The organism is Leisingera sp. ANG1 (assembly GCF_000203975.2).
Lineage (GTDB): Bacteria > Pseudomonadota > Alphaproteobacteria > Rhodobacterales > Rhodobacteraceae > Leisingera.
Genome location: NZ_AFCF02000012.1, coordinates 57,198 through 71,548 on the forward strand (window position 1 = coordinate 57,198; position 14,351 = coordinate 71,548).

Consider the following 14,351-nt stretch of genomic DNA (forward strand, 5'->3'; position numbering starts at 1 on the left):
TCCCATTTTAACACCCGGCCGGGCTGCCGCCGCGGCGGCCCGGTCCGCTTCATCAGCAGAGACTGACCATGACTGACCCGCAAACCGATCCCACCGCCCCGATTGACGGCCTCTCGCATGTGCATGGGCCGGATGAGCCGCCGCTGCAGCATATCACCATCCCAGCGCTGCTGCGGCAGGCGGTGGAGCAGCACGGCAGCCGTGAGGCGCTGGTGTTCACGGATGCCGGCATCCGGATGACCTATGCGGAGCTGGCCCGGAAGGCGGATGAACTGGCCGCGGGCCTGCTGGAGCTCGGGGTTGCGAAGGGCGACCGGGTCGGCATCTGGTCCCCCAACCGCTGCGAATGGGTGCTGACCCAGTTCGCCACCGCCCGGATCGGCGCCATCCTTGTGACGATCAACCCCGCATACCGGCTGGCGGAACTGGAATACGCGCTCAACAAGACCGGTTGCAAAGTGCTGATCGCGGCGGAAAGTTTCAAGAGTTCTAACTACCTGGGCATGATCCGCGAACTGGCACCCGAACTGGCCGCCGGTCCGCTGTCTCCAGCACGGCTGCCCGCCTTGCGCTATGCGGTGGTGATGGCGGCAGATACTGGCCCTGGCGTTCTGTCTTTTGAAACCGTGCAGGAGCTAGGTGCGGGTGCGGACACCGCAGAGCTGGACACAATCAGTGCGGGGCTGAAACCGGAGGAGGCGATCAATATCCAGTTCACCTCCGGAACCACCGGGTTGCCCAAAGGGGCGACTCTGACGCATTTCAATATCGTCAACAACGCCCGTTTTGTTACAGACCGCATCAAACTGACCGAAGCCGACCGGCTGCTAATCCCTGTGCCGCTCTACCATTGCTTCGGCATGGTGATGGGCGTGCTCGGCGCGGTTTCAAAAGGTGCCACGATGATTTTTCCAGGGGAAGCGTTCGAACCGGGCTCCGTCCTGGAGGCCGCCGCCGCGGAACACGCAACCGCGCTTTACGGCGTGCCGACAATGTTTGTCGCCATGCTGCAGGAGCTGGATCAAAACCCGCGGGATATTGCCAGTCTTCGCACCGGGATCATGGCAGGCGCCCCCTGCCCCATCGAGATTATGCACCGGGCCAACCGCGACATGCACATGCAAGAGGTGACGATTTGCTACGGTATGACCGAAACCGCGCCGGTCTCCTTTCAAAGCTTCACCACCGACCCAACAGAGAAACGCTGCACCACCGTGGGCCGGGTGCATCCGCATTTGGAGGTGAAGGCTGTGGATGCTGAGGGCCGAACCGTGCCAGCGGGTGAACAGGGTGAACTGCTGGTGCGCGGTTATTCCGTGATGGAGAGTTACTGGGACGATCCAGCTGCTACCGAGGCTGTGCAAGCGGACGGTTGGATGCGCACTGGCGACCTGGCCACCATCGATACAGAGGGATTTTGCAGCATTACCGGCCGCATCAAGGACATGATTATCCGCGGGGGAGAGAACATCTATCCGCGCGAAATCGAAGAATTCCTGCTCCGCCACCCGGAAGTTGGTGATGCACAGGTTTTTGGCGTGCCGGACCAAAGATTCGGTGAACAGGTTTGCGCCTGGATCGTTCCTGCCACCGGCGCCAGCCTTACTGAGGATCAAATCCTGACGCATTGCCGTGGCCAGATAGCACATTTCAAGGTCCCGCATTATGTGCGGATCGTGGCGGAACTCCCTATGACCGTCACAGGCAAACCGCAAAAATTCAAAATGCGCGAAGCCATGGTGCAGCAGCTGGCTTTGTCTTGAAACACGCAACGACGAAAACCAAAGCCAGCTGATAAACGACCAGCAGAACGCGGACCTCAGGACAGGTTTGGAACTTGTAGAGATATGAAGTGCAAGTTGCAGGGAAGAAAAGTGCCTTCGAGGCGAGCTAGGTAAGTCAAAACCGGCATCACATGAGTCCGCTTGGCGATCAAAGCTGTGGAAGTGGTAACGCCGAAAAGTTTGGAATGTGAGAATTCAGCTCCGAAGCCAGCGCCATCGCTTCCACAACAAACCTTGGTTCGCGACATGGTGACATGAATATTTTCGAATGGGCATGCAAAGGTAATCCCCCCATTTTTGCGGGGGCTTGGTCGTAGAATTTACGCGGCCATTCTCAGTTTCTGGGCGGGGGTCATCCCGCCGTTGCCCATATTCGGACGTTCATTGTTGTAGGACCAGAGCCATTCGGTGGCAATCTGCTGCACCTCGTCGATGCTTTCGAAGATGTAGAGGTCCAGCCATTCGTGCCGGACCGTCCGGTTGTAACGCTCGACATAGGCGTTCTGCTGGGGCTTGCCGGGCTGGATGTAGGCCAGGGTGATGCCCCTGTTCTCAGCCCACTCCATGAGCGTTCCGCTGACGTATTCGGGGCCGTTGTCGACTCGAATTGTCCTGGGTGCGCCGCGCCATTCGATGATCTGGTTCAGCGCGCGCACGACCCGTTCAGCCGGTAGCGAGAAGTCCACCTCTATGCCCAGACCCTCTCGGTTGAAATCATCCAAGACGTTCAGCAGCCGGAACTGGCGACCGTCCTCCTGACGATCCGCCATGAAATCCATCGACCAGACCTCGTTTGGCACCTCTGGAACCGCCAGTTCATCCGGCTTCTCCCGCTTCATACGCTTGCGCGGCTTGATCCGAAGGTTCAGCTCCAGTTCACGGTAGATCCTGTAAACGCGCTTGTGGTTCCATGAATGCCCCTGGACATTGCGCAGATACAGGAAGCTCAGGCCAAACCCCCAGGTCTTCCTCGCCGTTGTCAGTCCGAGGAGCAGATCGGCGATCTGTTCGTTCTCCTCGTTTAGCTTCGGGCTGTATCGGTAGCATGTCTCGCTGACGCCAAATGCCCGGCAGGCCAGCGCAATGCTGACGCCTTTCATCGCCACCGCTTTCACGGCCAACTCTCGGCGCTGAGCTGGCCGTATCATTTTTTTCCGAGCGCCTCCTTCAGCAGGTCGTTCTGCATGCTGACGTCGGCGTACATGCGCTTCAGCCGGCGGTTCTCCTCGGCCATAGCCTTCATCTCACTGATGAGGCTGGCGTCCATCCCGCCATACTTGGCCCGCCACTTGTAGACCGTGGCACTGCTCATACCGTGCTCGCGGCACAGCTCGGATACGGGCACGCCGTTCTCCATCTGCCGCAGAATACCCATGATCTGGGCCTCAGGGAAACGTGTCTTCTTCATCGGAATCTCCTCGTTCATCCTGCTGAGAAAATTCTACTTCCGCATCCCCTTAAGATCGGGGGGGATTACCCAAAGGCCCGTAATTATTAGGATCCAGAATCTACTTAAGGGCAAGACCCGCCGAATGCGCAGCAATCCAATCGAACACCAAGTTCGGGCCGCGCAGGCGGCTTGAGTAATCGCGCGACATGACATAGCCCGCATCGCTGGGCACAACGTCCTTCGTTACCTGCACCAGTCTGCCGTCCTCCAGCAGATTATCAATCAATCCCAGCCACCCAAGCGCAATGCCGTCGCCGGCCACCGCCGACTGCACCACCATGTCGTAGTTGTTGAAGCTTATGTAGTTCTTGGAGCGTTCCCCTGCGATGCCAAGCCGGTCGAACCAGCCCTGCCAGGTCTGCCATTCCGCTGAGGCCGGTTTCGACAGGCTGAGAAGGTGGCAGTCCAGCAGTTTGGCAGACGCGGCAATGGGGCCGTGGTTTTCAAGATAGGCAGGGCTGCTGACCGCCGTGACCCGTTCTTGCAACAGCATGACATCGCCGTCCGCCATGCTGCTACGCGGAGCGACGTGGATCTTGATGTCGCAATCATCGCCGTAATCGTCCGGCGGCACCTGTGCCGCAAGGATCTGGATCTCGATCTCATCCCCCAGCTCGGCCCTCAAATGCGACAATCGCGGCAGCAGCCAGAAACTGGAAAAGGCAAAATCCGCTGAAATCCGCACCCTTGGCCGCGACTTGCGCTCCATCAGAGAAGAGACCGAATTGCCCATTTGCGTCATTGCCGGACGCACCACGTTCAACAGCCGCACGCCTTCATTGGTCAGCGACACGCCGCGGTGCTCACGCCGGAACAGAGCAATGCCCAGTTCCGTCTCCAAGCCCTTGATTTTCTGGGATACAGCAGACTGCGTCAGCCCCAGCGCCTCGGCCGCGCCTGTGAAGTTTCCATGCCGGGCCACCAGGTCGAAGGTGTGCAGCGCGACCAAGTAATAGCTCAGCTTCCTATTAATTCCGCTAATGTCACTCATAAATTATTGCCTACTGCAAAAGGGGAAATTTTTATAACAAAAAATGCCCTGCGTAAGTTCTGCTAAGGCCGTAGCCCCGGCGGCGTCAACCGGCAGATCAACAAAGACAGGGAAAATACATGTCAATAAAACCTCCTTTAACGGATTTGCCGATCGGCACATCCGACAGCGGATTCTACCGGGGCTTTAGCCAGATCGTTACCATTTCCTCCAAGCTGATGATCGGTGGGCTGGTGGTCTGGGCCATTGCCTTTCCCGAACAGTCGGGAGCAGTACTGAACTCGATCAACGGCTTCATACTTGCCTCCTTCGGCGCCTGGTACATCTGGACCGTGGCGCTGTTTGTGCTGTGTTGCATCGCACTGGCAATCTGGCCGACTGCCGGACGGCTCAAGCTGGGCCAGCAGGGTGACGCACCCGAGTTCTCCAACTTCTCCTGGTTCTCGATGATGTTCGGCGCAGGTATCGGGGTCGGCATGCTAACCTGGGCGGTGGCCGAGCCGATCTACCACTGGAACAACAACCCGGAAGTGATCCAGGGCCTGACCAATGGCGGCACCGCGGACAATATCCGCATGGCTTACAAGTGGTCTTTCCTGCATTGGGGCCTGGGCGCCTGGGCCTGCTATGCCATTGCCGGGCTGGCGCTGGGATTCTTCAGCTACCGCCGCGGCCTGCCGCTGACCATGCGCTCCTCGCTGACGCCGCTGTTCGGCGCCCGCCTCTCCGGCTCCATCGGCCATCTGGTGGATATCGTCGCCGTTGTCGCCACCATCCTCGGCGTGGCGCAGACCCTGGGCTTCGGGGTGGAGCAGTTTGTCTCCGGCCTTACCCGTATCGGCATTACCGGGCTGACCAATGACGCAGGCACCGCCAACACCACCGGCGTGCTGGTGGCCATCGTGGTGATTATGGCCGCCTCCACCGCCTCGGCGCTGTCGGGCGTCGGCAAGGGCATCAAATGGCTGTCCAACTTGAACATGGTGCTGAGCATCGCGCTCTTGAGCTTCTTCCTGCTGTTCGGCTCCACCTTCTTTGGCCTCCAGGCGCTGGTCGTTGGCCTCTGGGATTACTTGATTGCTCTCCCGGACATGAGCTTTCGCGTCTGGACCGGTGACGGAAACCCGGACAGCGTCGCATCGAAACTGGAAGGCTGGCAGGGCAGCTGGTCGGTGTTCTATTGGGCCTGGTGGATCGCCTTTGCGCCCTTTGTCGGCTTGTTCCTGGCCCGCATATCCAAGGGCCGCACGATCCGCGAGTTCGTGCTTGGCGCGATGATCGTGCCGTCGCTGATGTGTTTCGTCTGGTTCACCTGGGCCGGCGGCACAGCCATCGACCTGGAACTGCAGGGCGGCGCAGGCGGCCAAATCTCCGGCGCACCGGATGGCGACAAGATCTTCGCCATGGTACAATACATGCTGTCGCCTTGGCTGGGCTGGGCGATGTCTGTGATGATCGTGGTTCTGCTGATGACCTACCTGGTGACCACGGCTGACAGTGCGGTGCTGATCGTCAACACCATCAACGCCGCCGGCGACGAAGGCCCCAAGGCCCGCCCGCATATCCTGTTCTGGGGTGTGGCGCTGGGTGCGGTGGTCACAGCGCTCTTGCTGGTCGGGGGCCTGAAGGCAATCCAGACCGCGATGGTGATCGGCGCCCTGCCCTTCTCGGTGGTGATGGTGCTGCAATGCGCGGCGCTGATCAAGGCGATCTACAACGACGGCCGCCGCGCCCAAGCAGGCGTGGCCGCCACGGCAACCCAGGAGCCCGCTGAATAAGGCATCTCCCCAGGGGCGGCGGCCAGCGGGCAGGGCTGCCGATCCATTCTCCAGACTGCTGCCCGCACCTTTTCGTGTGCCGGACACAGCAATAAACAGCAATAACAGGAAGCAAAATGACCAAATACTACAACAGGGAAACCCTCCACCCCGCGGCTCTGATGCACGCAGAGGAGGCGGCGCAAGGCAAGCTGGACCGCCGCGAATTCCTGAGCCGGGCAACCGCACTGGGGGTCACTGCCTCTGCAGCCTACGGGATGATCGGCCTCAGCCAGCCGGTGCAGGCGGCGGCCAATGCGCAGCAAGGCGGCACCATCCGCATCCAGCAGGTGGTGCGCGCGCTGCTGGATCCGCCGCTGTTCAACTGGCCGCAGCTGGGCAACCTGGTGCGCGGCTATCTGGAATATCTGGTGCAGTACAACGCCGACGGCACCTTTGAACCCCGCCTCCTGGAAAGCTGGGAAGTCAACGAAGACGCCACCGAATATCTGCTGCACATCCGCCCCGGCGTGAACTGGAACGACGGCCGCGGCACCCTGACCGCCAAGGACGTCGCCTATAACTTTGCCCGCTGGTGCGATGGCAAATGGGAAGGCAACTCGATGGCGGCCCGCATGGGCTCCCTGCAGAACGAGGCCGGCGACGGCCCGGCTGAGGGCGCGCTGGAAATCGTTGACGACCTGACCCTGAAACTGAAACTGACCCGCCCGGACATCACCATCATCCCGGCGGTGACCGAATACCCCGCCGCCATCGTGCCGGACGGCTGGTCTGGCGATCCGGGCGCCGATCCCGTAGGCACCGGCCCGTACAAGCTGGTCGAATACGAAGTCGGCGTGAAGGTGGCGCTGGAGAAGAACACCGACCACGAGTGGTGGGGCGAAGGCGCCTATCTCGACCGGATCGAGTTCATCGACTTCGGCACCGATGCATCGACCCATCTCTCTGCCGCGGAGGCCGAGGAAATTGACATGACCTACGAGACCGTGGGGGAATACGTCGACATCTTCACCTCTATCGGCTGGAACGTGAGCGAGTCCGTGTCCGCCAACACCCTGGTGCTGCGCACCAACCGCGACGCAATTGTAGACGGGGCCTCCCCCTATGCTGACGCCCGCGTGCGCCGCGCCCTGGCGCTGGCCTGCGACAACGCGGTGCTGCTGGAGCTGGGCTATGACGGCCGCGGCACCCTGGCCGAGAACCACCATGTCTGCCCGATCCACCCGGAATACGCCGACATCGGCGCCCCGGTCCGCGACGCCGAGGCCGCGCGCCAGCTGATGGAAGAGGCCGGGATGCTCGATTTCGAGCATGAGCTGATCTCGATCGATGACGACTGGCGGCGCAACACCACCGATGCGCTGGCGGCGCAGATGCGCGATGCCGGCCTCAACGTCAAACGCACCGTGCTGCCCGGCAACACCTTCTGGAACGACTGGGACAAATATCCGTTCAGCTCCACCGACTGGGGCCACCGCCCGCTTGGGGTGCAGGTGCTGACGCTGGCCTACAAGACCGGGGTTGCCTGGAACGAAACCGGTCTCGCCAGCGCCGAGTTCGACAGTATGCTCGAAGCTGCTTCAGCGATCGCCGACGCCGATACCCGCCGCGGGCATATGGAGAAGATCGAGCAGTTCATGCGCGACGACGGAACCATCATCCAGCCCTACTGGCGCTCGCTCTACCGCCACGCCCGCCCCGGCGTCATCGGCGCCGAGAGCCATCCGATCAACGAAATCCACGTTCACAAGCTGGCGCTGGAGGCCTGACCGCCGCTGGGCTTTGGCAGAAACAATAACTGCGCACACCGGTCTCGGTGTGCGTATACTTTTTCGCCATAGATGTTACCGCCAAGGGCACGGGTACAAAAGAAGGGCTGTATCAGGGCATTCCCGTTGCAAGGGTTGCCGAAGACGAAACTTCCGAGCGTCAATAATACAGGAACCGAGGTAACTGGAAAGCCGCCCCGCCACGGCGAATTTCGGTAAGGAAACAACATCTGCAATCAGTAGTAAGCATCGGACAGTCCGATGAGCGGAACCACCTTCACAGGCACTGCAGGAAATCGCCCCATGTCGTCTGCACTGCCCCGTCACCACCCAGTTTGCAAAAGTAAAACTGATCGCAGGGAAAACCCAGGCAGGCAAAAACCGGGCTGCTTGGGAATTTCAAAGTTCCACGCCATTGGCTTTGGCAAGATCCGTGCCACTGTCCAGCAGCGCTCTGCGAACGGCTGTTGCTATCGCAAGGGCAGCCGGGGTGTCGCCATGCAGGCAGATGGTGTCGATGCGGGTTTCGATGCGCTTGCCGCTGGCGGTAATGATGGCGCCTTCGCGCACCATCTCTACCATCCGCCGCCCGGCCTCTGCCGGGTCATGGATCACCGCGCCGGGCAGGCTGCGGTCCACCAGCGTGGCGTCGTCGTTATAGGCGCGATCAGCAAAGATCTCACACGCTGTCTTGCAGCCCAGCTCCCGCGCTGCCTGCTGTTGCGCGGTGCCCGCCAGCACCATCACAATGATTTCCGGGTCCACCGACAAGGCCGCCTGATAGCAGGCCCGCGCCATCGTCAGATCTTCCGCAGCCATATTCGCCAGCGCACCGTGCAGCTTTAGATGCCGCACCGCGCCGCCCGCCGCGCGCGCCATCGCCTGCGCCGCGCCCAGCTGGTAGCGCACCATATTGCCAAGCGTCTCACGCGGCACCGACATCCGGCGGCGGCCAAAGCCCTGCAGGTCGGGAAAACCCGGATGCGCGCCGATGCCGGTACCCTTGGCCACCGCATGTTTCATAGTCGCGGCCATCACATCCGGATCGCCCGCGTGAAAACCGCAGGCGATATTGGCCGAGGTCACGATATCCAGCAGCCCGGCATCATCGCCCAGGCTCCAAGCGCCAAAGCCTTCTCCCATGTCGGCATTCAGATCGACGGTTCGGGTCATGTCATCTCCTCACAAGACATCTTCTTCACCGGCAATCACTCCGCTGATCAGCTGAAAGGACAGCAGGTTGGACATGCTGCGCGGATCCCGGATCAAGGGATAGCACTGGCTGCGCAGCCCCTCGCGCCGCTCCGCCTCTGCCCGCTCCAGCGCTACCGCTTCCTCCATCGCAATGAAACGGAAGCGCAGCTCTGCTCCCACCGCCGCCTGCGCCAAAACGGGCAAATCGCAAGGCAGCACCGTGCCGATCCGCGGGTAGCCGCCGGTAGTCTGGCTCTCCGCCAGCAGTACATAGGGCGTGCCGTCGCCGGTCACCTGGATGTCACCGGGCACAATCACCTCCGACACCACCGTTCGCGCGCCGTTTGGACGGAAGCCCTCGCCATCGCTCTCCATCGGAACGCCCATCCGATTGCCGCGGGCGCCGCGGCGGAAGGCCGTTTGCTCAAACCGCATCAGCTCGGCCTGCGGGAACAGCGACGTCTGCAGGCTCGCCACAACCCGCACGGTGCCGCCCTCGAACCGGTTCTCCGGTGCCAGCCCCAGCCCGGTGATGCCGCCGCTGTCCGGGCCGGTGTCCAGCACGTCGCCTTCTTTCAGCGGCGCACCGATGCCCGCCGCCAGATGCGCTGAACGCGCGCCCAGATGCTCCGGCGTCTGAATGCCGCCGCCTACGTGCAGATAACCATAGCTGCCGCTGCGGGCCGCACCGATCATCAGCCGCGCCCCCGCGGGCAGCAGGTGGCTGGCGTTCCAGGCTACGGCGGCACTGTCGATGCTGGCCCGCATCGGCGCGCCGGTCAGCGCGATGCGCAGATCGCTGTCCGCCTGGAACTCACCGCCCATGCCGGGCATCTCAACCGCCGCCAAATCCGCGCCCTGCCCCAACAGCGCCGCGCCCTCGGCCAGCGCCAGCCGGTCGGCAGCACCGCCGCGCGAAACCCCGTATTCCAACCAGCCCGGGCGGCCGCCGTCCTGAACGGTCACCCCCGGCCCGGTACGCAGTACGGTCAACGTGCCGGTCATGACAGATCCTCCGCCTTGGCACCGCCCAGCGGGTCGCGCCGCAAACCTTGCAGCTCTTCCGGCGTCACTGGGGTGAATTGCACCTCATCGCCGGGCCGCAGCAGGAACGGCTCCTCCGCATCGGGGCGGAACAGCCGCACTGCCGTCTGACCAGCATGCATCCAGCCGGTAGGTGCCGCCACCGAGAACAGCACCAGCTGCCGGATCGCCACCGCCAGCGCCCCTTCCGGGATGCGTGAGGTCAACTGGCTCTGGCGTGGAATGTCCCAGGCCTCCGGCAGTTCACCCAGATAAGGCTGGCCGGGGGCAAAGCCGATGGTCTGCACCCTGACCCGCGACGCCGACAGGGAGGCCACCGCCTCCGCCTCGGTCATGCCCGCAGCCTCCGCCGCCTGCGGCAGCTGCGGTGCCAGCTCTGTGCCGAACACCGCCGGGATCCGCCACAGGCGGCGCTGGCCGGGCAGCTCTGCCGCGTACCAGTCGCGCTGCGCCAGCAGCGTCCCCAGCCGCGCCCGCAGCGCCGCATGGTCCAGATGCCGCAAATCAAAGCGCACATAGGCCGACACCAGCGAGGTGGAGACTTCCTCGACCCCGTCCCAGCTTTCCTGCGCCAGGGCAGCACGGAACGCCAGGGCGGCGCGGTTGGCAGGCTCGCTCAGGCGGCTGCCAAAGCTCACCAGCATCCCGTCCACACCTACCGTGCGGATTTCGGGGACGGGTGTTGCTGCGCTCACCTCAGCCATCACATCTGCTCCGGCAGGAAGGTCACGATTGACGGGAACAGCACGATCAGCACCAGCGCCACGACCATCAGGAAGAAAAACGGCAGCGCCGCCTTGGCCACGGTCAGAATGTCCCGCCCGGTCAGCGACTGCAGCACAAACAGGTTGAACCCGACCGGCGGGGTGATCTGCGACATTTCCACCACGATCACCAGGAAGATACCGAACCACAAGGGATCAATGCCCGCCTCCAGCACCATCGGCATGATCACCGAGGCGGTCAGCACGACCACCGAAATCCCGTCGAGGAAGCAGCCCATGATCACAAAGAAGATGGTCAGCGCCGCTAGCAGGGTGAAGGTCGACAGGTTCAAGGAGCCGATCCACTCCGCCAGGATGCGCGGAATACCGGTGAAGCCCATCGCCACGGTCAGGAACGATGCCCCCGCCAGGATAAAGGCGATCATGCAAGAGGTGATCGTCGCCCCCATAAGCCCCTCGGTAAAGCTCTGCCGGTTCAGCGAGCCGGACTGCCACGACAGCAGCAGCGCCAGCACCACGCCCACGGCGGCGGCATCGGTGGGCGAGGCAATCCCCACATAGATTGAGCCGATCACCCCGCCGATCAGCAGCACCACCGGCAGCAGCCTGCGGGCGCGCTTCAGCTTCTCGCGGAAGGTGGCGGCAATGTCCTCGGTCGGCAGCTGGCTGCGGTTGAGCAGCGCCCAGACCACCACATAGCCCACGAACAAACCAACCAGCAGCACGCCGGGCAGCACGCCCGCGACAAACAGCCGGGCGATGGATTGCTCGGTCGCCACGCCATAGACGATCAGGATGATCGACGGCGGGATCAGCAGCCCCAGCGTGGCGGAACCGGCCAGGGTGCCGATCACCAATTTTTCAGGATAGCCGCGCCGCGCCAGCTCCGGGATCGAAAGCTTGCCGATGGTGGCGGCGGTTGCCGCAGACGACCCCGACACCGCGGCAAAGATCCCGCAGGCAAAGACGTTCACATGCAGCAGCTGACCCGGCAGCCGGTTCATCCAGGGCGACAGCCCGGTGAACATGTCCTCCGACAGGCGCGAGCGGAACAGGATCTCGCCCATCCAGATGAACAGCGGCAGCGCCGCCAACGCCCAGGAGTTGCTGTGGCCCCACATGGTGGTGGCCATCACCAGCCCCAGCGGCGCCTCGGTGAACAGCGCCATCGCGGCGATGCCCACGCCCAGCAGGGCAAAGGCCACCCACAGGCCGGCGCCCAGGAACAGGAACATAAGGACCAGAAGAATGATGGAAAGCGCGGCAACCGACATGATGATCCCCTATTCGCTCAGAAGATTTTCGCCCTTGCCCTCCCAGGAGGGCAGCGCGCCGCGCAGCATGGAGACCAGCTCGTCCGCCAGCGCCAGGGTCAGGATCGCAAGGCCCAGGGTGACCGGCGCCTGCGGCAGCCACAGCGGCACCGACACCATGCCCGCGCTGCGGTCGCCGAACTCCAGCGACTCCAGCAGCAGCAGCCCCATGTACCAGGTGGCATAGCCGCTCATCGCCAGCGCCAGCAGGATCACACCCAGTTCAGTTGCGCGGTGGGCGGCAGCAGGCAGCCGGTTGGTCAGCAGCGTCACCCGGATATGGCCGCCCGCCCGCAGCGCATAGGCCAGTGCCAGAAAGGTCGAAGCCGCCAGGAAAAAGCCGGTGAAATCCGCATAAGACGGGATCGTCAGCCCCACTCCGGTTCCGGTCAGCGCCACCGCGATCTTGTCAGAGAGGTTCAGGCACACCTGCGCAAAAACCAGCGCCACGATTGCCACGATGAACATTGCTGCCAGCCCGCCGGCCGCTCGGTAGATGAAATCAAGCACAACCCGCATGGCTGCTCCTCCTCCCCAGGAGACCGGACGCCGCCCCCGGCGTCCGGCCATGGTCACGTTACTGCTGGTAGGCGTTCAACAGGGTGGCACCGGCCTCCCCGGCCTCGCCTTTCCAGCTTTCCAGCATCTGCGCCCCAATCGCGCGCAGGCCGTCCATCAGCTGTTCCGACGGCTCGGACACGGTGATGCCATTCTCCTTCAGCACCTCGATCTGGCTGCTGGTCTCGGCCCGGCTCATCTCCCAGCCGCGCGCCTCGGCCGCTGCCGCGGCTTTCAGAATGGCGGTCTGGGTCGCCTCGTCCAGACGGCGGAAGGCCCGCTTGTTCACCACCACGATGTTCTTCGGGATCCAGGCCTGGATGTCGGTGTAATGGGTCAGGAAGTCCCACGCCTTCGAATTCACGCCGGTGGAGGGCGAAGTAATCATCGCCTCGACCCGGCCGGTGCTGAAGGCCTGCGGAATGTCCGGAACCTCAACTTGGGTCGGCGCGGCACCCGCCAGGTTGGCGAACTCCTCCAGCGTCGCGTTGTAAGTGCGGAACTTCAGCCCCGCCAGATCCTCGACACTGTTGATTTCCTTGGTGGTGTACAGCCCCTGCGGCGGCCACGGCACAGCATAAAGCGCCATCAGCCCCTGCTCGTCCAGCAGCCCGTCGATCACATCCTTCTGCGCCGCCCACAGCCGCTCGGCCTCTTCATAGCTGGTCGCCAGGAACGGCAGCGAGTCTGCGCCGAACGCCGGGTTGTCATTGGCCAGCAGCGACAGGAAGAACTCGCCCGCGGGCACCTGGCCGCTGCGCACGGCTTTGCTGATTTCCGGATGCTTGAACAGGGATCCAGCCGAATGGACCTTGATCTCCAGCCCGCCCTCGGTCGCCTCGGCCACGTCGCTGGCGAACTCAGAAATGTTCTTGGTGTGGAACGTGGCGTCCGGATAGGGCGTCGGCATGTCCCAGGTTGCAGCAAGGGCCGGCACCGATAGCCCGGCGATCAGAACGGCCGCGCCGCCCAGCATACGCGAAAATTGCATGTTTTCCTCCCAATGCGAAACATTGCAATAATGTACCCATAACGCTGACATTTTGTCAACGTTTTGCCAAGGTGCAACCACCGCACTGCCCCGTCCGGCAGCGGCCACAGGCCGGACAGCCTGCTTGATCTCCTTGATACTTTACCCTTTTATGACCACATGCAGATAAAACGCCGGGGTTTTATCAACAAAAATAGGTGCAAAAAATGGCCGAAAAGAAACCGGATTCCCGCCGAATCGTCTCCTCCCGCCACCTGGCCGAGGGCGAAGGCTGGGAGCTGTCGGAACTGGAGTTTGGCCTGATCATCGCCTCCAACGCCTTTTCCCGCTGGATGACCCGCTGCATGGCGGCGGCAGGTCAGCCGGATCTGAACCCGCTGGAAATCCTGATCCTCCACAACGTCAACCACCGCGGCAAGGACAAGCGCCTGTCCGACATCTGCTTTCTGCTCAACATCGAGGACAGCCACACAGTGAACTACGGCCTGCGCAAACTGCTTAAGGCCGGGCTTCTGGCCTCCGAAAAACGCGGCAAGGAAGTGTTTTACCGCACCTCGTCCGAGGGCGCAGAGCTATGTGCGGCCTACCGCGACGTGCGCCGCCAGTGCCTGCTGGACGGACTGTCCGCCGCCGACTTACCGGGTAAGGATCTGCGAGAGCTGGCCCGCAGCCTGCGAGCACTCTCGGGCCACTACGACCAGGCCAGCCGCTCGGCGGCATCACTCTAAGCTCCTGCTGGATTGGCCAAGAACAG

At 62.7% G+C, this 14,351-nt stretch carries 12 protein-coding genes; 4 read left to right on the forward strand and 8 right to left on the reverse strand.

The window, feature by feature from the left end; genetic code table 11:
• Positions 1–68: 68 nt before the first annotated feature.
• Positions 69–1,763, forward strand: a complete 1,695-nt coding sequence (locus GC1_RS19440; RefSeq protein WP_019297906.1) for an AMP-binding protein — start codon at positions 69–71, stop codon at positions 1,761–1,763.
• Positions 1,764–2,104: 341 nt separating this feature from the next.
• Here GC1_RS19440 and GC1_RS19445 read toward each other — a convergent pair.
• A protein-coding gene (locus tag GC1_RS19445; RefSeq protein ID WP_152612468.1) for an IS3 family transposase occupies positions 2,105–3,192 on the reverse strand; the annotation gives its coding sequence in 2 pieces (ribosomal slippage) (positions 2,105–2,931 and positions 2,931–3,192; 1,089 coding nt in all).
• Between the two features lie 100 nt (positions 3,193–3,292).
• A complete protein-coding gene (locus GC1_RS19455) occupies positions 3,293–4,225 on the reverse strand; it encodes a LysR family transcriptional regulator (RefSeq protein WP_082008969.1) in 933 nt (310 codons plus the stop codon).
• Between the two features lie 119 nt (positions 4,226–4,344).
• On the opposite strand from GC1_RS19455, the gene GC1_RS19460 reads away from it, so the two are divergent.
• Positions 4,345–6,003, forward strand: coding sequence for a BCCT family transporter (locus tag GC1_RS19460; protein WP_019297910.1), 1,659 nt, complete (start codon positions 4,345–4,347; stop codon positions 6,001–6,003).
• A 116-nt stretch (positions 6,004–6,119) separates the two neighbouring features.
• A complete protein-coding gene (locus GC1_RS19465; RefSeq protein WP_019297911.1) occupies positions 6,120–7,772 on the forward strand; it encodes an ABC transporter substrate-binding protein in 1,653 nt (550 codons plus the stop codon).
• Positions 7,773–8,171: 399 nt separating this feature from the next.
• Here GC1_RS19465 and GC1_RS19470 read toward each other — a convergent pair whose 3' ends face one another.
• From GC1_RS19470 to GC1_RS19495, 6 genes are read right to left on the reverse strand one after another with little or no spacing between them, the layout of a single operon-like run.
• A complete protein-coding gene (locus tag GC1_RS19470; RefSeq protein WP_019297912.1) occupies positions 8,172–8,945 on the reverse strand; it encodes a LamB/YcsF family protein in 774 nt (257 codons plus the stop codon).
• 9 nt (positions 8,946–8,954) lie between these two features.
• Positions 8,955–9,971 (reverse strand): biotin-dependent carboxyltransferase family protein, encoded by a 1,017-nt coding sequence (locus tag GC1_RS19475; protein ID WP_019297913.1) that lies wholly within the window; start codon positions 9,969–9,971, stop codon positions 8,955–8,957.
• Entirely contained in the window at positions 9,968–10,714 is a 747-nt protein-coding gene (locus GC1_RS19480; protein ID WP_019297914.1) for a 5-oxoprolinase subunit B family protein, read from the reverse strand. Before GC1_RS19480 ends, GC1_RS19475 begins: the two co-directional genes overlap by 4 nt.
• On the reverse strand, positions 10,714–12,009 hold the full coding sequence (locus GC1_RS19485; protein WP_019297915.1) for a TRAP transporter large permease: 1,296 nt from the start codon (positions 12,007–12,009) through the stop codon (positions 10,714–10,716). Before GC1_RS19485 ends, GC1_RS19480 begins: the two co-directional genes overlap by 1 nt.
• A gap of 9 nt (positions 12,010–12,018) precedes the next feature.
• Complete coding sequence (locus GC1_RS19490; protein WP_019297916.1) at positions 12,019–12,567, reverse strand: TRAP transporter small permease; 549 nt, start codon at positions 12,565–12,567, stop codon at positions 12,019–12,021.
• A gap of 58 nt (positions 12,568–12,625) precedes the next feature.
• Positions 12,626–13,597 carry a TRAP transporter substrate-binding protein gene (locus GC1_RS19495; RefSeq protein WP_019297917.1) on the reverse strand — a complete coding sequence of 324 codons (972 nt, stop codon included), beginning with the start codon at positions 13,595–13,597 and terminating at the stop codon, positions 12,626–12,628.
• Between the two features lie 206 nt (positions 13,598–13,803).
• On the opposite strand from GC1_RS19495, the gene GC1_RS19500 reads away from it, so the two are divergent.
• Positions 13,804–14,325: a winged helix DNA-binding protein gene (locus GC1_RS19500; RefSeq protein WP_019297918.1), complete on the forward strand. Its 522-nt coding sequence runs from the start codon at positions 13,804–13,806 to the stop codon at positions 14,323–14,325.
• Positions 14,326–14,351 lie beyond the last annotated feature (26 nt).

Bases quoted from the DNA above. Each gene is read 5' to 3' on its own strand.
- GC1_RS19440 (WP_019297906.1), top strand. From the start codon at position 69: ATGACTGACCCGCAAACCGATCCCACCGCCCCGATTGACGGCCTCTCG.
- GC1_RS19455 (WP_082008969.1), bottom strand. From the start codon at position 4,225: ATGAGTGACATTAGCGGAATTAATAGGAAGCTGAGCTATTACTTGGTC.
- GC1_RS19460 (WP_019297910.1), top strand. From the start codon at position 4,345: ATGTCAATAAAACCTCCTTTAACGGATTTGCCGATCGGCACATCCGAC.
- GC1_RS19465 (WP_019297911.1), top strand. From the start codon at position 6,120: ATGACCAAATACTACAACAGGGAAACCCTCCACCCCGCGGCTCTGATG.
- GC1_RS19470 (WP_019297912.1), bottom strand. From the start codon at position 8,945: ATGACCCGAACCGTCGATCTGAATGCCGACATGGGAGAAGGCTTTGGC.
- GC1_RS19475 (WP_019297913.1), bottom strand. From the start codon at position 9,971: ATGACCGGCACGTTGACCGTACTGCGTACCGGGCCGGGGGTGACCGTT.
- GC1_RS19480 (WP_019297914.1), bottom strand. From the start codon at position 10,714: ATGGCTGAGGTGAGCGCAGCAACACCCGTCCCCGAAATCCGCACGGTA.
- GC1_RS19485 (WP_019297915.1), bottom strand. From the start codon at position 12,009: ATGTCGGTTGCCGCGCTTTCCATCATTCTTCTGGTCCTTATGTTCCTG.
- GC1_RS19490 (WP_019297916.1), bottom strand. From the start codon at position 12,567: ATGCGGGTTGTGCTTGATTTCATCTACCGAGCGGCCGGCGGGCTGGCA.
- GC1_RS19495 (WP_019297917.1), bottom strand. From the start codon at position 13,597: ATGCAATTTTCGCGTATGCTGGGCGGCGCGGCCGTTCTGATCGCCGGG.
- GC1_RS19500 (WP_019297918.1), top strand. From the start codon at position 13,804: ATGGCCGAAAAGAAACCGGATTCCCGCCGAATCGTCTCCTCCCGCCAC.